16 protein-coding genes are annotated in these 18800 nt (G+C 51.9%); 12 read left to right on the plus strand and 4 right to left on the minus strand.

What is annotated here, in order from left to right; translation table 11 throughout:
- The first annotated feature begins 175 nt into the window (after nt 1–175).
- From R50912_RS14410 to R50912_RS14420, 3 genes are all read left to right on the plus strand, one after another.
- A complete protein-coding gene (locus tag R50912_RS14410) occupies nt 176–901 on the plus strand; it encodes an MgtC/SapB family protein (protein WP_039298052.1) in 726 nt (241 codons plus the stop codon).
- Nucleotides 902–987: 86 nt separating this feature from the next.
- Nucleotides 988–1977, plus strand: a complete 990-nt coding sequence (locus R50912_RS14415) for an aldose 1-epimerase (RefSeq protein ID WP_042235792.1) — start codon at nt 988–990, stop codon at nt 1975–1977.
- 426 nt (nt 1978–2403) lie between these two features.
- Nucleotides 2404–4215: an LTA synthase family protein gene (locus R50912_RS14420; RefSeq protein ID WP_042235795.1), complete on the plus strand. Its 1812-nt coding sequence runs from the start codon at nt 2404–2406 to the stop codon at nt 4213–4215.
- Nucleotides 4216–4230: 15 nt separating this feature from the next.
- Here the strand turns inward: R50912_RS14420 and R50912_RS14425 are convergent, their stop codons facing one another.
- The 4 genes from R50912_RS14425 to R50912_RS34185 form a co-directional block, all read right to left on the minus strand.
- The gene (locus tag R50912_RS14425) at nt 4231–5217 is read right to left on the minus strand and encodes a hypothetical protein (protein ID WP_042235797.1); all 987 of its coding nucleotides are present in this window, start codon (nt 5215–5217) and stop codon (nt 4231–4233) included.
- A complete protein-coding gene (locus R50912_RS14430; RefSeq protein WP_231637856.1) occupies nt 5214–6206 on the minus strand; it encodes a BtrH N-terminal domain-containing protein in 993 nt (330 codons plus the stop codon). The genes R50912_RS14425 and R50912_RS14430 overlap by 4 nt, the downstream gene beginning before the upstream one ends.
- Nucleotides 6196–7116, minus strand: a complete 921-nt coding sequence (locus R50912_RS14435; RefSeq protein ID WP_042235803.1) for a helix-turn-helix transcriptional regulator — start codon at nt 7114–7116, stop codon at nt 6196–6198. The genes R50912_RS14430 and R50912_RS14435 overlap by 11 nt, the downstream gene beginning before the upstream one ends.
- 125 nt (nt 7117–7241) lie before the next feature.
- Nucleotides 7242–7430, minus strand: a complete 189-nt coding sequence (locus R50912_RS34185) for a hypothetical protein (protein ID WP_042136633.1) — start codon at nt 7428–7430, stop codon at nt 7242–7244.
- Nucleotides 7431–7686: 256 nt separating this feature from the next.
- Between R50912_RS34185 and R50912_RS14440 the strand changes: the two genes are divergently transcribed.
- The 9 genes from R50912_RS14440 (at nt 7687) to R50912_RS14480 (ending at nt 18690) form a co-directional block, all read left to right on the plus strand.
- Nucleotides 7687–8700: a substrate-binding domain-containing protein gene (locus R50912_RS14440; RefSeq protein ID WP_042235806.1), complete on the plus strand. Its 1014-nt coding sequence runs from the start codon at nt 7687–7689 to the stop codon at nt 8698–8700.
- A gap of 24 nt (nt 8701–8724) precedes the next feature.
- Nucleotides 8725–10584: a cache domain-containing sensor histidine kinase gene (locus tag R50912_RS14445; protein WP_042235809.1), complete on the plus strand. Its 1860-nt coding sequence runs from the start codon at nt 8725–8727 to the stop codon at nt 10582–10584.
- Between the two features lie 21 nt (nt 10585–10605).
- Nucleotides 10606–11832 (plus strand): response regulator transcription factor, encoded by a 1227-nt coding sequence (locus R50912_RS14450; RefSeq protein WP_042235812.1) that lies wholly within the window; start codon nt 10606–10608, stop codon nt 11830–11832.
- A 43-nt stretch (nt 11833–11875) separates the two neighbouring features.
- Entirely contained in the window at nt 11876–12199 is a 324-nt protein-coding gene (locus R50912_RS14455; protein WP_042235816.1) for a hypothetical protein, read from the plus strand.
- A 181-nt stretch (nt 12200–12380) separates the two neighbouring features.
- Nucleotides 12381–13469, plus strand: a complete 1089-nt coding sequence (chvE, locus tag R50912_RS14460; RefSeq protein ID WP_042235818.1) for a multiple monosaccharide ABC transporter substrate-binding protein — start codon at nt 12381–12383, stop codon at nt 13467–13469.
- 99 nt (nt 13470–13568) lie between these two features.
- Entirely contained in the window at nt 13569–15098 is a 1530-nt protein-coding gene (gene mmsA / locus R50912_RS14465) for a multiple monosaccharide ABC transporter ATP-binding protein (protein WP_042235820.1), read from the plus strand.
- Nucleotides 15099–15104: 6 nt separating this feature from the next.
- The gene (mmsB, locus tag R50912_RS14470) at nt 15105–16268 is read left to right on the plus strand and encodes a multiple monosaccharide ABC transporter permease (protein ID WP_042235825.1); all 1164 of its coding nucleotides are present in this window, start codon (nt 15105–15107) and stop codon (nt 16266–16268) included.
- Between the two features lie 151 nt (nt 16269–16419).
- Nucleotides 16420–17088, plus strand: a complete 669-nt coding sequence (locus R50912_RS14475; RefSeq protein ID WP_042235828.1) for a TraX family protein — start codon at nt 16420–16422, stop codon at nt 17086–17088.
- 93 nt (nt 17089–17181) lie between these two features.
- Nucleotides 17182–18690 (plus strand): copper amine oxidase N-terminal domain-containing protein, encoded by a 1509-nt coding sequence (locus R50912_RS14480; RefSeq protein WP_052416327.1) that lies wholly within the window; start codon nt 17182–17184, stop codon nt 18688–18690.
- The last annotated feature ends 110 nt before the right edge of the window (nt 18691–18800 follow it).

The following is an 18800-nucleotide window of genomic DNA, read 5'->3' on the forward strand; positions in this document are numbered from 1 at the left end:
TTACTACAAGCGGGCGTTGTCCCTTTGCCGGAGCTCATCAGGTACTGATTGATGACCGGGTACAGAGGTGCAGACGTCCGTTTTTTCTTTTAAATCTGCTTGCGAAAAATTACTGTAAAGATTGCAGTGCTTTTCAGGTATACTGATTCTATCTGTCACGGAGAGGAGGACAACTATGAATATTGATTTGCACACGGAGTCGATTGTGAAGCTGCTTGTGGCCATGCTGTTCGGGCTGTTCATCGGGATTGACCGGCAATTGAAACAGAAACCGCTGGGAATCCGGACCAGTATGGTCATTAGCATCGCCAGCTGCCTGGTAACGCTGGTCTCGATCCATGCTTATGACAAGTTCGGCGGTACAGATCATCCCAATATGGACCCGATGCGTCTGGCGGCGCAGATTGTCAGCGGGATCGGTTTTCTCGGGGCGGGCGTCATTCTGCGCAGAGGGGGAGATGCGATATCGGGACTCACATCTGCGGCGCTCATCTGGACGGCTTCCGGTATCGGGATTGCGGTCGGCGCGGGATTCTATGTAGAAGCGGGTTATGCAGTTGTGCTGCTTATGTTCGCAGTAAATGCAGTGCCCCTGCTAATTAAAGCCATTGGCCCGGAGGTGCTGAACAAACATGAGATATCGATTAAGATCATCATGGAACCGAACTATATTCTAACCGATGTGATCCAGAAAATTGAGCAGCGCCATATCATTGCCGAGCAGCGCAAAACACGTAAAACCGGCCGGACGATCCGGCGGATGAAGATCAAGGATCTCGAAGACGGGAGACAAATGATTGATATGGTGATCTCCGCACCAGACCGTGATTATGCTACGGAAATCTATTATGATGTGAAGAAAATTGAACATGTGATGAGTGTCGAAGTGGAACAGCTGTAAAATTGGCATGTTGCCAATCCGGCAGATGTGGTACTCTATCTATGAGAGAGTCATTATGAGTTTATGGAAGGGAGTTTAAAGTTATTATGTCGATTACTGCATTTGAAGGACAATATGAGGGAGAGGCCGCAGTCTGGCTCAAAGCTGGACGTTATGAGGCCGCAGTTCTGCCGGGCATCGGAGGCAACCTGATCTGCTTCCGTGATACTGAGAGCGGTTACCGTTTCCTGCATGAGCCGGGCTCAGAGGAAATGGAAGCATTCAAGGCAAACCCCGGGATTCACGGCATCCCTGTATTGTTCCCGCCGAACCGATATGAGGATGGAGAGTTCCCGTGGAATGGACAAACCTACCGTTTTCCGGTAAATGAGGCTAAGACGGGTAACCATCTGCACGGGTTCCTACATACAGCAGCCTGGGAGGTCGAAGAATTCGGCAGCGGCAAAAGCGAAAGCTTCGTCACTGTAGCGATCAAGGTGGATGAGAATCATCCTTCTTATCAATATCTGCCGTTCAAATACACCGTCAAGCTGCGTTATACTCTGGGAGAAGGCGGCCTGTCCCAGCAACTGCTGGTTCATAATGACGGCGCAGAGCTGATGCCTTGTCTGCTGGCGTTCCATACTGCCATTAATGCTCCGTTCGCACCAGGCAGCACGCCGCAGGATTACCGTGTGAAGCTGACCATCGGCGAGCGCTGGGAGCTTAGCGACCGGATGCTGCCGACCGGCAAATTCCAGGAGCTGACTGCGGATGAAGTGGCACTGCGTGATGAGGGCTTGTATCCGTTCTATGCGCCAATGGATAACCACTATACCGCTGTAGCCCAGAATGGCCGCAACCGTATGGAGCTTACCGACAGCAAAGCCGGCGTTACCCTGGTGTATGATGTGGGAACCTCCTATAAGCAGTGGATGATCTGGAACAACGGAGCTACCGAAGGGTTCTTCTGTCCGGAGCCGCAAATCAACCTGGTGAATGCACCGAAGGTAGATCTTCGTGCCGATGACATCGGATTGTTTGGTCTGGAGCCAGGGGAGTATTGGGAGGAGACTAGCCGCCTATATGTGAAGTAGGGGGAAATAGATTGAACCGGGAAAATTCCACTGTAGGGATTAGCCGAGGCTGCAGAGAATGTTTGACTTCCGGCCACTGTTAGGTTTGTATTTCCTGATTTAAACTGCTGTTCGCAGTAGAAATACAAACCTAAAGGCGGACGCTATCGCTCCTACAGTTCAAACTTCTCTTCCGCCACTCCACCCTCATTGTATATTTTCAAGTTCAAGCTATATAGTTTTGAAGAATATATAAAAAGAGCAGCGAAGTTTGCTGCTCTTTTTTGTTGCAGAAATAACGTGCTGGAAATCTCGTATCCATGGATTATGGAGGAGGCTGTGAGGTGCATAATACGAAGATGTACTTCTTTTGGATACTGAATTTTAAGGCGGCTTTAAGCTAAAAGGCGTATACTACTCCTTTAATCTAGTTAGGAGTGAATCCATTTGTCGCGGTTATTGCCTTCCAAACGTTTGTCGTATTTGCTGTTAGTCTTGCTGGCCGGGGGATTTGTGCTGAATTTTTTCCTGCAGGCAGCATCCTTTAGTATGAATATATCCGGTGCTCTGCAGTGGACCCGCGGTTACCCTTGGCTGTATGGTGCGGGAGGTCTGTTCCTTTTCTTCATTCTGCTCTTAAGTTCAGTGATATTGCCTAATACATATGCAGGGCCTGCAGTTGTCAGTTTAATGTGTCTAATGCTGGGTGTAGCTGATTATCAGAAGCTTGTCACGCGAGGAGAGCCGCTTTTTCCATGGGATCTGATGCTGGTCAAGAATGCCGGTGAAATGAGCAAGATTACCAAAGGAATGATCTCACCGCTGGCGGTAATAGCCGCAATATTAGTGGCTGTTGGTCTGGTGTACATGATCCGCAAGTTGCCCAGGAACAGAATCAAGCTGCCTTTACGCTTAAGCCTGGGCGGAATCTCAGTCGCGCTGAGCGCAGGTTTTCTTGTGCTTGTGTCGGGCCATTCGTCTGTTGTTACCGCTATGAACTACCAGAACATCTTCTGGAACCAGAAGGTTAATTATTCGCAGAACGGATTCATATTTGCTTTTGCCGGGAATTTGCGGCAGAGCCTGCTGGAGAAGCCCGAAGGGTACAGCCGTGAAGCGGTTGAAGCGGTGTCAGCTAAGTATTCGGCATTGCCGGATGAACCGGCGGTAGCCAGTCCCGGGGAACAGCCGAATATACTGTTTATGATGGATGAGGCTTTCTTTGACCCTACGCGTCTGCCGGGGTATACCTTAAGCGAAGATCCGCTGAAATTCATTCATACGGCGGCGGATGAGACTCCGTCTGGTTATTTGCTGTCACCGGAATTCGGCGGCAATACAGCCAATGTTGAATTCGAGGCCATGACCGGGCTGTCGATGTATTTCCTTGGGGACGGAACCATTCCCTATCAACAGCGGATTGTCAAAATGTCCTCAATGCCGTCCATCGTCAGTATTCTAAAATCGCGGGGCTACCATGCACAGGCGCTGCATCCGTTCGATGAGACCTTCTATAACCGCAACCGTGTCTATCCGGTACTTGGTTTTGACAGCTTCATCAGTGAAAAGGATCTGCCGGATGCTAACCGCCTCACCCCGGATGGCTATATATCCGACAAGGCTGCTGTACAGGAGGCTGTCCGCGAGCTTAAGTCGGCGTCGAGGCCGGCCTTCCTGCATCTGGTGACGATGCAGAATCATTTCCCGTTCACCAAAGGGCTGAACGGACCGAACACGATTACCGTAGAAGGCGGACAGCCGGCGCAGAAGGACGAACTGGAGACTTACGTGCAGGATACTAAGCTGACCGACGAGGCACTGGCTTATCTGCAGGAAGAGCTGCTGACGATTGAACGTCCAACCGTTGCTGTATTCTGGGGCGACCATCTGCCGGCGCTGACCGCCGGGATCTATACAGAGGCCGGCTGGGATCAGGAGCCTAGATTGAAGCACGAGACGGAGCTGCTGATTCTGGCTAACTATGATATCGGAAATGAGCCGCTGGGGACACTTAGTCCGGCTTACCTTGGCCCAACCGTCTTTAGACTATCCGGCCAGCCGCTGCCTGCCTATTACAAGCTGCTGGAGCAGGTGCAGGAAGAAATCCCCGGCCTCAGCAAGAATGTGCTGGTCGGGTCCGGCAGCAGCGGAATCCTGACTGGATTGACACCCGGGCAGCAGGAGCTGCTGGATGACTATCGCCTGATCGAATATGATCTGCTGGAAGGGGAGAAGTACGCGGAAGGCTTAATGTTCTAACCGGAATAGCATGACTCAGCGCAGCCCCACATCATGGAAGCGGTTCTCGATCGGCTCGCGCAGCAGCACGCGGATGGACTGAATCGCTTCGGCCTCGGTATGCTTAGCCTCGCGGATGAGAGGAAGCAGCCTTTGTGGCCGTAGAGTTGGAGCATGAGACGCGTTCGGGCTTAATAGAGCTGTAATTTCATGATAGACAGCAGAAAGACGCTCATAATGGCTGGCGGTAGACTCGAGCTCAGGCCAATATTCGCAGGCTGCTCTGGTATAGCTGGACGCGTCTTTCTTAGAGGCAGCATAGAACACCAAGGTTTCATAAGCACCGGAAGCATCATATGATCTGCCTGACAAGGCGTCCAGCATGGCATCATAAGCCTGCAGTCCGCAGGCATACTGCGATTCCGGCAGCATCGGATCATGTACCTCTGCCTTGTATACAGCCTGGAGGAAGGATTCTCTGATCACCTGCCTTATGTCCTTCCGGATCTGTCCTTCGAAGATCTGACAGTGCCAATAAGGGCTCGCATTTCTTCCCAGCTGATCATAAGGCAGCTCCAGTTCTGCTCTTGAAGATATTTCGTTGTAGCAGAATACCTGCTTCTGATCATCGGAGCGGGTTATCACCACAAACTTATCTTTCCAGCAGACGACAGGAGTGCCTTGCTCAAGCGATTTGCGGATTTCCAGGATAGCCTGCTTCTGATAGAGCGGAAATGTAGGAGCGAAATGAAACCCTGCCGCCTGAGTCGAAATCATTCCGATTAAATCTGCAGCTACCGTATGCTCAGCCATCCAGTTATAAGCCGTAGGTGAGTCACGGTGAAGCTGCCTATGCAAGGACAGACGGAAACAGGAGGCAGTCATTCCGGATAACATATATTTGGGCAGTGTGAACCAGCCGTTAGCCGACAGAACCTGGTACATGGCATCTACATAAGAATGAGTCAACTGCGGAGGATGCAAGGCCGCTGGTACTGAATCCAATTCTGTTCTGTTCATCATCTGGCCGTATGCGCCCCCCATCTTGGCAGAATGGAACGTTTCCGGTCCGGATACCGCCCGGAGATTAATCTAAACTGCTGCATAGCGCGTTCCTCCAGCTCAAGCGCCTGCTGCAAGGCGGCACAGAGTGAGGGAAGCTGCTGCTGCACCAGCGTCATGCTGCCGTTAATCAGCGTATGAGCAGCCTTCGACTGCCCGCACAACATCTCATCCAGCTCAGCATAAATGCTATGAACCTCATTCAGCCCCGGCAAGACGGACTGAACCTCCTGCAGATAACTCCGGATCTCTGAGCGCGCTGTCAGGAGTGATTCGAGAATATAGACGGCTCCGCTGCTGTCGAACTTTCCCTGCTGAAGAGCCCGGATCAGGAAACTGTAAGCCATTCTGCCTGATGCAATGCTCTGATCGGGCAGTGTTTTGTATGGAGTCTCCCAATCCTCAAGGGCGAGCCTCAGTGATTCCAGTACTGCGTCATGCAGCGGAATATCAACCTTATCTCCGAAAAACTGGCAATACCAGAACGGGGTAATGTTGAGGCCGAAGTTATCATAGAGCACATAACGGGTCTCGATGGACGATCCATCCTGCACATAGAACACCCGGTCGTCCTCATCATAGCCGTGAACAACGCCGAACTCCGGTATCCAGTAGACACAGGCGAGTCCGCGGTCCAGACTATGCTTCACATCTTCAATGGCGGCCTGCTGATATACGGCGAACGAATCATGTCTTGTTCTCCCTCCGCTATGTCCGGTAAGGACGCCGAGATTATCGATGGCCGGTCCATGCTCTTTGCCCCACTGTCCATAAGCGGTAACGGAGAAGGGGAAGAGCTTCTCATGCACAGAGAATTTGAAGGCCATACCGCTGAGCCCGGAGAGCATGAATGTGGGTCCATGGAATAACCCTGCGGCAGTGAGGACGGCATAGAGGGCATCGGTAAAAGATTTGGATTCGCGCTTCATTTGTATTCCGTTAATGATCACTCCGGCTCTCCTGTTCATTCAGCAGATTCAGTACGTTCTGGCATCTGATCCTTACTTTCTCTTTCAGCCATTTGGGGGACAGAATTTCAGACCATTCCGAGCTGAACAGCTGCCCCACAAAGGCATCCGTGTCAATAAATTCAATTTCATAGACTTCTCCATCAGCGGATCGGATCGTATACCCTCCCCATGAGGAATCCGCAGGCATACCGCTCAGCCGGATTCTGGCTGTGAACGGCTTCAGCTTCCGGATCTGTTCCGGCGGAGCCGATGGGAATTCTTCGTTTGTTGCAAAATATCTGTCCGTCAGCTTCAGCTGCAGGATCTCGGACAAGTTATAGAACTCCGTCTGGCAGTTCCCTTCGACAGCTGCAAGCACATAATCTTCATCCAGACGGCGGCTCAGCTTCATTGGACAGAGATATAATTCCCTGGGGTTATCCGGCTGCTTCCGGCAGAGGATATGGACTACCCTGCGGGCTTGAATAGCTTGCTCTAAGAGCCCGATGACCTGCAGACGCCGGGCATTTACTTCAAACAGAGGCAGCCTGTATTCTCCAGCCTGCAAGGGCTGATCTGTGAACCGTTCCAGCAGACCGCCGACTCTCCGGATAGTCTGGCCGTTCTCATAATCATAATGGCTGTACCGGTAAGCCAGATATTTCAGTACCTGCTGCTCTTCGTCGGTGATGTACAGATGAGGCAGCACAAAGCTGTTATCCTCGTACATATACCCGCGCTGGCTGGCCACGTACCGGAGCGGAGCCCGCAAAGATTCCGCCATATATTCAATATCCCGCTGCGCCTGGCGCCTGGAGATTTCGAATTGCTCCGCAAGAATATTACTGTTCGGATAACAGGCATTTCTGATTTGCTGGTCGAACCACTGAATACGGTGAATATGGCTCATGCGGCTCCGCTCCTTTCTGTCAGATTTCAGTATAGCGTCTGATGAACATCCACCGCAACAAGGCAAAGATGCCGCCCGGGCATCCATGCATGAAGCATGAAGCCGGGCGGACATCCGGGTTGTGTTTACTTGGCTACGGCATCTACTTTGGCTTGTGGCGCCTTGTCGCAGCGCTTGCAGACCTTCAGGGTTCCCCCATCAGACTTTACTTTTGTGTAGAGCAGCTTAATTCTGGTTGTTCCACAGACCGGGCAGGTGCCCCGGCCATGGGAGGGCAGGGTCCAAAGTACCCGTCCGCGCTTTGTTTTTACCATTTGTGTAGTCCTCATTTCAGCAATTTGAATGTTACTTGTCCAGTATAAAACAGCTGGTACGACATAAAATGTCGCATCAAATTCATAATTCTAAGAGCAAGGTCTCTGGTCCGCATAACGGATGCTCTAGCTGTAACAGTTCAATCCAGCGGATCGTAATTGACGGAAAGCCTGCCAAGCCTTTAGACTAGACTGGACGAAGACCGGACAATCTGGACGGCGTCATTTATTTCTTGATTTGAAAGGGGTTACATACGTGAAAAAGCTCTGGCTTGTCTACGTGCTGCTGATCGGCATCTTCCTGATCTACGTGCTGAACTACAAGCAGCAGGGGGATTCGGCGGACCCGTGGGAGACAGCCGGACTGCGCGGGAATATTGAAGATAAATATGTGATGGTCACGTTCCAGATCGGAATCGACTACTGGAAAAGCGTGCTGAAGGGCTTCGAGGATGCTGCAGAGGAGCTTAATGTGTCCGTGGAATACCACGGCTCGACCCAGCATAATGCCAATGAACAGATGACCGTATTGGAGCAGACTATCGCCAAGAAGCCGGCGGGGATTGCGATTTCGGCGGTGAATTCCAAGCTGCTCACGGCGACGATCAACAAGGCGGTGGAGGCCGGTATTCCGGTGGTCCTGTTTGATTCGGGAGCGCCGGACAGTAAGGCCTATTCTTTTCTGGGAACAGATAATTACAATGCCGGCACCCAGGCCGCACACAAAATGGCGGAGCTGACCGGCAGCAAAGGTGAAGTGGCTATAATCACCACGCCTGACCAGCACAATCATCAGGAACGGACAGACGGCTTCAGCGATACCATCCGCAGTGAATACCCGGAGATGAAGCTGGTGGGGATCAAGAACGGACGGGGAGACCAGGTCGCCTCGCGGGAAGCTGCCGAGCTATTGCTGGGAGAATATCCGCAGCTTGCGGGGATCTTTGCTACGGAGTCCAATGGCGGTATCGGTGTAGCGGAAGCGGTGGATGCGGCTCACGGCAACGGCTTGGTTCCGCAGATCATCAGCTTCGATACCGATAAAGGGACGCTTGATTTGGTGAAGGAAGGAAAAATAGCCGCTACGATGGCCCAGGGTACCTGGAATATGGGCTATTGGTCGCTTACGGAGCTGTTTCATCTGCACCGTGATCTGGAAGCGGACCCTGAAGCGTATGCGAACCATAAGCCCGTGCCCGTACCGGATACGGTCGATACAGGGATAGACGTGGTCACACGGGTGAACGTTGATAACTATTATGCCAAATAGGCTGCAGCAGAGGAGGAGCCTGTGATGCGGAGAAGCGGCCTGAACATGGAGAAGCTGAAGCTGAATAATCTGCCAATCCGCTATAAGCTGATTATTCACTTTTTGCTGATCAGCATCCTGCCTGCCATCGGGTTGGGGCTGCTGATTGGCTGGACCGTCGACCGGATTGTGGAAGAACAGAGCAACGAGAACACTATGCAGCTGATCGGCAAAGTGAATACAGCGATTGAGAACGATGTTGAGAATCTGCAGAAGATAACCTACCTGATGTCGTTTGATCCGGGAGTACAGAAGTTCCTGAAGGGGGATACAGTAAATACGGGGCAGTCTAACAATGCAGCTGGCAACGGGGAGTCGGCTGAATACAACATCCGCAAGTTTCTGCAGGGCTTCACTACGCTCAGCTCCGAGATTGCCGGGATAATGCTGGTCAATAGTGAAGGCGATTTCATCAGCAATGAGATGTATACCCGTTCTGGTACTCAGCTGACGGAGGAGGCCTGGTACAAGCAGGCAGCGGAGAACAAAGGGATCTTCAAGATTGTAGGTCATCCATACGGCCGCGCTGTAATGTCCCATGTGGATTATCAGGAGAGCGAGGTGGTCTCTGCCGTCAGGGCGATAGTCGATCCGGAAACGCAGGTCGTGCAGGGAGTGGTGCTGGTCGATCTGAAGTTGCGGGTGATTGCCGAGACGGCCAGGGATGTCACACTGGGCAAGACGGGCTATCTAACGGTGGTGGACAACAATGGGGAGATGATCTATGCGCCGCAGCACCCTTTTATGCAAAAGATTCCGGCAGGTCTATTCACCGAGTCCTCTGGAATCACCTCGGAGACCGTGGACGGCCGCCATTTGCAACTGATCTACCGGACCTCTCCCTTTACAGGCTGGACTACGATGGGCGTGTTTCCGATGGATGAGTCAGCCTTTGGGGTGCGCGAGATTACCTTCAATGTCGTAACCTTCGTGTTTGTAGTCTGTATGCTGGGGATGACGGCTTCCTTCTATCTGGCGTATTCCATCTCCCGTCCGATTGGACAGCTGGCTTCTTTCATGAGCAAAGCACAGTCCGGTGATCTGACGATTCGCTACTGGGGGAACCGTTCCGACGAGATCGGGCTGCTGGGCCGCAGCTTCAATACGATGCTGGCCCAGATTGGGCGGCTGCTGTCACTGACGGAGCTGCAGGCCCGGCAAAAGCGGGAAGCAGAGCTGCGCAGCCTGCAGGCGCATATCAAACCGCATTTCCTCTACAATACACTCGATACGATCCACTGGATGGCCCGCAGCAAGGGTGCGGAGGATATTGCCGAGGTGGTCCAGTCCTTGTCCAAGCTGTTCCGGCTAGGGCTGAGCAAAGGGAGTGATATTATTCCCCTCTCCGATGAACTCGAGCATATCGTCAGCTATCTGAAGATCCAGCAAGTCCGCTACAGCAGCAAGCTGACCTACTCGATTGAGGTTGAGCCGCAGCTACAGGAGCTGTACGTGCTTAAGCTGCTGCTCCAGCCGATGGTGGAGAACGCTATCTATCATGGCATTAAGGAACGCCGTGGTCCCGGTCATCTCTCCATTGAGGTGGTGGAGCGGGAGAATGAGCTGTATCTTACCGTTCTTGATGACGGTGCCGGGATTCCTCCGGAACGGCTAAGCATGCTTAAGCAGCGGCTTGAAGCTGTCGGGAAACAGGATCGTGAGCATGCAGATACGCCCCTGCCGGATAGCGCAGGCAGCGGATACGGAATTCTGAACGTGCAGGCCCGGATCAGGCTGACTTATGGGGAGCCTTACGGAATTATGATTGAGAGTGAACCTGGAACGGGAACGGTTGTAACACTCCGGCACCCGGTTGTCCGCGATAGCTACCCAGCGAAGGAATAAGGAACAGGAGGATCTATGAGGATGATAGACAAGTGGAAAGTAATGATTGCTGATGATGAGGGGATCATCCGCGATGGTATCCGGCAGTGTGTGGACTGGGATAGCCTGGGGATGAGTGTGATGGCGGAGGCAGAAGACGGTGAGGAGGCCCTGGAGCTGGCGCTTCATCATTCCATTGATATTGCACTGGTAGATCTCAATATGCCGATTATGCACGGCATGGAGCTGATGAAGCGGCTGCGGGAGCAGCTTCCCGGCTGCAAAATCATCGTCATTACCGGACACGATGAATTCTCGTATGCCCAGGAATCGATTCGTCTGCAGGTGAATGATTACATTCTCAAGCCCGCCGATCCGAAGCAGCTGATGCAGGTGCTCCGCGGCGTCCGCGATGAACTGGAGTCGGTGAAGCAGCAGAGCCAGCATCTGCAGCAGGCCTCCCGGCAACTGCAGAAGAATTTCCCGCTGCTGCGTGAACGCTTCTGCCAGGAATGGCTGGATGGGAATCTGAGCCAGGCGGAGATCCGGGAGCAGCTGCAGTTCCTGCAGCTGCCGCCGGAGCGGCCGGAACTGATCGGGATTATCCGCTGGAGATGGGAAGGCCAGCATCCGGGAATGAAAGAGAACGAACGCCAGCTGTATCTGTTCGCCATTGAGAATATCATCACGGAGCTGCTTGAGCCATATTCCAAGGTGATCTTCCGGGATTCCGCCGGACTGATCGTCATTCTGCTCTGGGATGCTGCAGGTGAGCGGGTGCTGGCCGGGGCGGAAGGCGCAGTGCGCAGCAATCTCAAGATCGCGGTTGAAGTCGGTACCCAGAATGTGCAGGGGGAGATTACCGAGCTGGCATCGGCATACCGGGGCTGCCGGGTAGCGCTGGCCAAGGAGCAGCCGCTATCGCCGCTCGTCCGCAGGGCGAAGCAGTATATGCAGGAGCACTACAACGAATATGGACTTACGCTGGAGGCGATGGCCGGCCAGCTTCAGGCATCACCGGTGTATCTCAGCCGCCTGTTCAAGCAGGAGCTTGGAGAATCCTTCGGCACTTACCTGACTCAGATCCGGATCCGCAGAGCTGCACAGCTTCTGCATTCTACGGAGCTAAGTATCAATGAAGTCGCTGAGCAATCGGGTTATGAGACCCAGCATTATTTCAGCACGGCGTTCAAGAAGCATACAGGTGTATCGCCGTTACAGTTCCGCAAAGGGGTATTACCGGGAGCTGGAGACAGTAAGAACGAATAAAGAATAGGGAAACCATATATTCAAGCGGCAAGGGGTGCACTGCGTGGAGGAAGTTGAATACAAGAACAATACTGGCGGAACTGCCGGAGAATACAGACAAGCTGCACTGGGCAGCATTGGAGTTCTGGAATCCTGTCTGGAGAAGCTGTCGTTCTCAGAGCTTACCAGACAGCAGATGAATCAATTTTTCGGGCAAACGGGTCCGGTGGAAGCAGAGAATATTACCCGAAGAATCTCGGATGTTTATATGGCCTTTTTAAGTAAAACCAATTTTAAGGTAAAGGCTGCGGAGAGTAACCGCCTCCTCTTCACCCGACTGAAGCAGGAACTGGATGAGATCAAGCAGGCAATAAGCGAATTGGAATAGGTACCGACCGTGTGCGCCTCCGGGCTGCATGCGGTTTTTTTGTTGTGCTGCACATAAGTTTGATTTTTATAAAAACAGTAGTCTGAGTGTAAATACGCCCTATGGCTTCTGTTGCTATACTCAACTTGTCACACGGGAGTACCCGTGGAAGACAACAGAATAGTCCAGGGGGTAGTGCAGAATGAAAAGATATTCATTGGTCTCATTGCTACTAACACTCGTACTCATCTTGTCCGCATGCGGCAACAACGGCAACTCATCAAGCGGCGGAGACTCGTCCCAAGGCAAAGTAGGGATCGCAATGCCGACGAAATCCTCGGAACGCTGGGTGAATGACGGCAACAACATGGTGAAGGAGTTCGAGAAGCTGGGCTACGGTACGGATCTGCAATATGCAGAAGATGTCGTGGAGAACCAGGTATCCCAGATTGAGAATATGATCACTAAAGGCGTGAAAGCAATTGTAATCGCTTCAATTGACGGCGAGGCCCTGACGGATGTGCTGCAGAAGGCACATGATGCGAATGTCAAAGTCATTGCCTATGACCGTCTGATCAAAAAAAGTGAATATGTAGACTACTATGCGACCTTCGATAATTTCAAGGTTGGCGTACTGCAGGGCTCTTACATTGAGGAAAAGCTTGGCCTTAAGGACGGCAAAGGACCTTTCAACATTGAGCTGTTCGGCGGATCCCCGGATGACAATAACGCCTACTTCTTCTTCGATGGCGCGATGTCAATCCTCAAGCCTTATATTGATTCCGGCAAGCTGGTTGTCCGCAGCAAGCAGGTTACTATGGATCAGGTAGCTACGCTGCGCTGGGACGGTGCTGCCGCCCAGGCGCGCATGGATAACCTGCTGAGCGCCAATTATGCAAGCGATAATCTTGACGCTGTTCTCTCTCCTTACGATGGCATCAGCATCGGGATTCTCTCTTCCCTGAAGGGTGTAGGCTACGGTTCAGGCGACAAGAAGCTTCCGGTTGTTACCGGACAGGACGCTGAGCTGGCTTCCGTGAAATCCATTCTGGCTGGAGAGCAGACACAGACGGTATTCAAGGATACCCGTGAATTAGCCAAGAAAGCTGTAGAAATGACCGAAAGTGTGCTGAAAGGTACAGAAGCCGAAGTCAACGATACCACAACCTATGACAATGGCGCCAAAATCGTTCCGTCCTACCTGCTGGAGCCAGTTTCAGTAGATGCAAGCAACGTAGACAAGGTACTGGTAGACGGTGGCTACTATACCAAAGATCAGCTGGGAGAATAACCTGCTGGATACCATTTAGCAGCAACCGGCGGCATCTCTGAGTCAGGAGGAGCCGCCGGTACCCGCTGCTACAGTCACAAGGAAAGCTGGGTGAGACACTTGAGTGAATATATCTTGGAGATGAAAAGCATTACAAAGACATTCCCCGGCGTCAAGGCGCTCTCGAATGTCAACCTGCAGGTCAAGGCCGGTGAAATCCACGCCCTCTGCGGGGAGAATGGAGCCGGCAAATCCACGCTGATGAAGGTGCTAAGCGGAGTGTACCCGCATGGAACTTACGAAGGGGATATTCTGTATCAGGGAGAGGTATGCCAGTTCAAGGATATCAAGGACAGTGAAAGTCTGGGCATCGTCATTATCCACCAGGAGCTGGCGCTGATTCCGTATTTGTCTATTTCGGAGAACATCTTCCTCGGCAATGAGCAAGCGCGGCGCGGGGTGATCAACTGGAACGAAACGACGGTGAAGACCAAGGAACTGCTAACGACCGTCGGCCTCAAGGAATCGCCGTTTACCGGAGTATCAACGATCGGCGTCGGCAAGCAGCAGCTTGTAGAGATTGCCAAGGCACTCTCCAAGGAAGTGAAGCTGCTCATTCTCGACGAACCGACTGCGGCGCTGAACGAGGATGATAGCGAGAACCTGCTGATGCTCATTTTGGAGCTGAAGAAGCGCGGGATTTCCTCGATTATCATTTCCCACAAATTGAACGAAATCGAGAAGATAGCGGATTCCGTAACGATTCTGCGGGATGGACAGACCATTAAGACACTGGATATGAAACGCGATGCGGTCACTGAAGATGTCATTATTAAAGGCATGGTCGGACGCGATCTGACGAACCGTTATCCAGAGCGTACACCGGAGCTGGGAGAGACCATCTTCGAGATCCGTAACTGGGAGGTATATCATCCGACGCAGCAGGACCGCAAAATGCTGGATCAGATTAATCTGCATATCCGGCGCGGCGAGGTTGTCGGCATTGCCGGACTGATGGGTGCGGGACGTACGGAGTTGGCCATGAGCGTGTTCGGCAAGTCATACGGCAAGCGGATCAGTGGCCAGACCTTTATGCACGGCAAAGAGGTCCAGCTGAATAACATCACTCAGGCCATTGAGAGCGGACTGGCCTACGTTACCGAGGACCGCAAGCAGTACGGGCTCATCCTGATCGACGATATCAAGCGGAACATCTCGCTCAGCAGTCTGAAGAAGCTGTCCCGCCGTGGAGTGATTAATGAGAATGAGGAAGTGCTGGTCGCCGAGGAATACCGGAAGAAGCTGAATATTAAGTCTCCGAGCATTCTGCAAAAGACAGTGAATCTCAGCGGCGGCAATCAGCAGAAGGTGGTACTCAGCAAATGGATTTATGCCCAGCCGGATATTCTGATCCTGGATGAGCCCACCCGGGGAATTGATGTGGGTGCCAAATACGAAATCTACTCGATCATTAACAGCCTGGCCGCAGAGGGCAAGGGAGTGCTGGTTATCTCCTCCGAGCTGCCGGAAATCATCGGGATGTGCGACCGGATCTACACCATGTGCGAAGGGCGCATCAGTGGAGAAGTGGAACGCAAGGATGCATCGCAGGAGCTGTTGATGAAATTTATGACACGAAGCAGGGGGTAATACCGCATGGGAGCCATTACTGAACTTTTCAAAAAGAATATCCGCCAATACGGCATGATCATCGCCTTGATCTTTATCTCTATCTTCTTTCAAATTATGACCGACGGCATTCTGCTGAAGCCGCTGAACGTAACCAATCTAATTCTGCAGAACAGCTATATTCTGGTGCTGGCCATCGGAATGGTGCTTGTCATTATTACCGGGCATATCGACTTGTCCGTTGGTTCGGTAGCCGCCTTCATCGGCGCACTGTCCGCCATTATGATGGTGGATATGAACATGAATCCTGTGCTTGCCGTGGTTCTCTCGCTCCTAATGGGAGCACTCGTTGGGGCATGGCAGGGCTTCTGGGTCGCATATATCAAAATCCCGGCGTTTATCGTCACCCTGGCAGGTATGCTGCTGTTCCGGGGCTTAACGATGATCGTGCTGAACGGACAGTCGATAGCGCCTTTTCCTAAGACTTTTCAGAAGATCAGCTCGGGGTTCATCCCCGATATCTTCAGCGGCAGCTCTACGAATGTGCTGACACTGGTCATTGGAGTGGTCCTGTCTGTCTTGGTTATTTATCAGGAATACCGCAGCCGTAAAATTACCGTGAAATACGGTTTTGAACAAGCTCCCGCCTGGATTTCGATTGCCAAGGCAGCGGCGCTGGTGATTGTGATCAACCTGTTCACTTATGTACTGGCTCAATATAACGGGATTCCGAACATTCTAGTGATCCTGATGGTGCTGATCGTTATCTATTCATTCGTGATGAACCATATGACGATGGGCCGGCATATCTATGCACTGGGCGGCAATGAGAAGGCTGCGAGCCTCTCCGGCGTCAAAACCAAACGGGTTACCTTCTGGGTATTCGTCAACATGGGCGTACTCGCTGCACTGTCCGGCTTGGTATTCGCTGCACGGCTTAACTCTGCGACACCAAAAGCCGGAACCAACTTCGAGCTGGATGCCATCGCGGCCTGCTTCATCGGTGGAGCCTCCGCTTCCGGCGGGATCGGGACAGTGGTTGGTGCGATCATCGGCGGTCTCGTCATGGGTGTTATGAATAACGGGATGTCGCTCGTCGGCCTCGGCGTAGATTGGCAGCAGGGCATCAAGGGTCTGGTGCTGCTGCTGGCAGTAGGCTTTGATATTTATAATAAGTCGAAGACGGCTTAGGCTTGAAATACCGCCAGAAATGCTCCCTGACAGGGGGCATTTCTGGTTTTTTGACATAAAGATTCCGTGCAACACTTGCAGCATCCCGCCCGGCCATGGATAATAGCATCTAAGGCGTATACTAATACATAGCTGTGACAGGAGGCCACAGATGCAGATTATTGCCATGCTGACCATGCTGATTGACCACATCGGCTATATTTTTTTTCCGGGCGAGCTGGCCTGGAGATATGTGGGGCGAATTGCTTTTCCAATTTACTGCTACGCGCTGGTGCAAGGGCATATACATACTTCATCGAGACCCCGCTACCTGCGGCGGCTGCTGATGATCGCCCTGCTTGCCCAGATTCCGTACAATTTGGCGCTGGACCCCGGTGGATGGAATGTGGTGTTCACCCTCCTGCTGTCTGCTGCCGTGCTTACGCTGCTAGATAAGCTGCCGAAGTTGTGGTATGGGGTTCCGGTAGTTATCGTTGCGGTGCTGCTCATGGATCTTCTGCCGCTGGACTATAATGCATACGGGCTGCTTCTGGTGCTGATTTTCCGTTATACCCGCTCGTATTGGCTTGTGCTGGCACATTTTGCGCTGAATGGATTCTATTTGTTCTATTATAATTGGCTGGTGCAGATGGCCAGTATTGTGCCTACCCTTCTCATTGCGCTGACTCCGGGCTTCTGGATATTACTGGAGCGCAGACGGCTGCCACGCTGGGTCTGGTGGTCATTTTATCCCGCACATTTAGCGGTACTTGCGTTGGTAAAGATTCTCTTTTTCCAAGATTGGGTATCTATAGAGTGGCGGAGTTTATTTACCTTTTGAAGGAATAATAGATTCTGTCCTCTACATTTACAAATCCTTCCTCCTTTGAGATGATGGATACGTTACCACATTATGAGCTAGAGGAGACATGCTATGAAGAAAATGAAAGCAAGAACTAAATGGCTGGTGCCGTTTCTTGCACTGCTGCTGATCCTGGCAGGCTGCCAAACCGTCGGCGGATTTGATGTCAACAAGGCATTGCTTGGGGATCTCGATGTGAAATCCTCAGAATCAAGTACGACGCTTAGCTTAAGCGCTGTTCCTGCAGTAGGCATCCGTGCGGAGGATCAGGAGATTGTCGATCTTATTAATTCATTATCCCTTACGCTTGGAAGTGTGAAGCTGCAGGACAACGGCAATGTCTCGGCATCGGGAATTGTAGGGTATAAGCAATCCAAAATTCCGTTCTCCTTCTTCATGGATCAGGCGAATATTGTCTTTACCGCTGAAGGAGCCAAGCAGCCGTTCTACTTCCCGATTCAGGGATATGAAGACACACTCGGCATAGAAGGTCTGGATCAGACGAAGACACTGGAGCTTTCTAAGCTGATCTCCCAGTTCGTGGTGAAGAACCTGCCGAATCCTGGAGCAATTACGGTTGCCTCAGTATCGGAATCTGTATATGGCCAGCAGACGAGCTTAACGAAGCTACATACGGAAATTACCGGTGAAGAGCTTCCAGTGCTGCTGAAGAGCTTCCTGAGATCGATCTCCAAAGACACTGAAGGCTTCACTGCCCTGATCAGCGGCCTCTATGATTATCTGTATCCGCTTCTGGAGGCTTCAGGTGAAGATCTGAATAGTCTTGGCTTCGGAGAGATCCCACTGGATGACAAAGAAGGCGTAGTCACTGTAGCGCATGATGCTGCCAAGCTGGCAGTGGATGCTCTCCTGCTGGTCTACGACAAGCAGCTTGAGAGTCTCTATGAGAGCACACCTGAACTGAAGACTGTTCTTGGCAAAGATACGAAGCTGACCGTGGACCTGTTCGTGGATAGCGGTTTCCATGTCCGTAAACAGAACATTGATCTCAAGGTTGCTCTTCCGGCCAGTGAAGATCTGCCGCTGCAGAGTATCAATGTGAAGCTGGTTTCAGAGACCTGGAACGTGAATGGCCCTGTAACTGCTGATCCGATCAGCACAACCGGCGGCATTGATTTCTCCTCAGCGGAGCTTACTCCGGGTGAGACATTGAGAAGCTTTGAACAAGGCTCTGCGGTCTATAACCTGCTCAAGGATGATATGGGAATTACGTCCAAGAGCCTGATGATCGCACCGGATGATGATTACTATTATCCTATCGTGGACAATGGCACAACCTATGTTCCGCTGCGCTATATTGCAGAGGACCTGGAAGCTTCTGTTGAGTGGGATGCGGCTAATCGCGCGATTAATGTAACCGATGATGTCTACGGCGATCTGCTGGTATTCAAAATCGGCTCCGCACAGGCACAGATTGCCGGCGCTACCGTGAAGCTTCCACAGCCTGTATTCGTGGATGAATACGGAGATGCTTATGTGCCGCTGCGCGTTCTGGCACAAGGTCTACATGCTTCCGTTGAAGTGGATGAAGACGGATATATCTGGATTGACCGTCCGTAAGGTTTAAAGAGGTAAGCATGAAGCCGGAACCCCTAAGAAATTAGGTGGTTCCGGTTTTTTTTATATTCAGGTATAGTGAAATTAAAGAGAAGGATAAAATTTCAGATAAA

This window comes from Paenibacillus sp. FSL R5-0912, from assembly GCF_000758605.1.
In the GTDB taxonomy this organism is placed as follows: domain Bacteria; phylum Bacillota; class Bacilli; order Paenibacillales; family Paenibacillaceae; genus Paenibacillus_AQ.

Bases quoted from the DNA above. Each gene is read 5' to 3' on its own strand.
- R50912_RS34185 (WP_042136633.1), bottom strand. From the start codon at position 7,430: ATGGTAAAAACAAAGCGCGGACGGGTACTTTGGACCCTGCCCTCCCAT.
- R50912_RS14480 (WP_052416327.1), top strand. From the start codon at position 17,182: ATGAAGAAAATGAAAGCAAGAACTAAATGGCTGGTGCCGTTTCTTGCA.
- R50912_RS14425 (WP_042235797.1), bottom strand. From the start codon at position 5,217: ATGATGAACAGAACAGAATTGGATTCAGTACCAGCGGCCTTGCATCCT.
- R50912_RS14450 (WP_042235812.1), top strand. From the start codon at position 10,606: ATGATAGACAAGTGGAAAGTAATGATTGCTGATGATGAGGGGATCATC.
- R50912_RS14410 (WP_039298052.1), top strand. From the start codon at position 176: ATGAATATTGATTTGCACACGGAGTCGATTGTGAAGCTGCTTGTGGCC.
- R50912_RS14435 (WP_042235803.1), bottom strand. From the start codon at position 7,116: ATGAGCCATATTCACCGTATTCAGTGGTTCGACCAGCAAATCAGAAAT.
- R50912_RS14415 (WP_042235792.1), top strand. From the start codon at position 988: ATGTCGATTACTGCATTTGAAGGACAATATGAGGGAGAGGCCGCAGTC.
- mmsB (WP_042235825.1), top strand. From the start codon at position 15,105: ATGGGAGCCATTACTGAACTTTTCAAAAAGAATATCCGCCAATACGGC.
- R50912_RS14475 (WP_042235828.1), top strand. From the start codon at position 16,420: ATGCAGATTATTGCCATGCTGACCATGCTGATTGACCACATCGGCTAT.
- R50912_RS14445 (WP_042235809.1), top strand. From the start codon at position 8,725: ATGCGGAGAAGCGGCCTGAACATGGAGAAGCTGAAGCTGAATAATCTG.
- chvE (WP_042235818.1), top strand. From the start codon at position 12,381: ATGAAAAGATATTCATTGGTCTCATTGCTACTAACACTCGTACTCATC.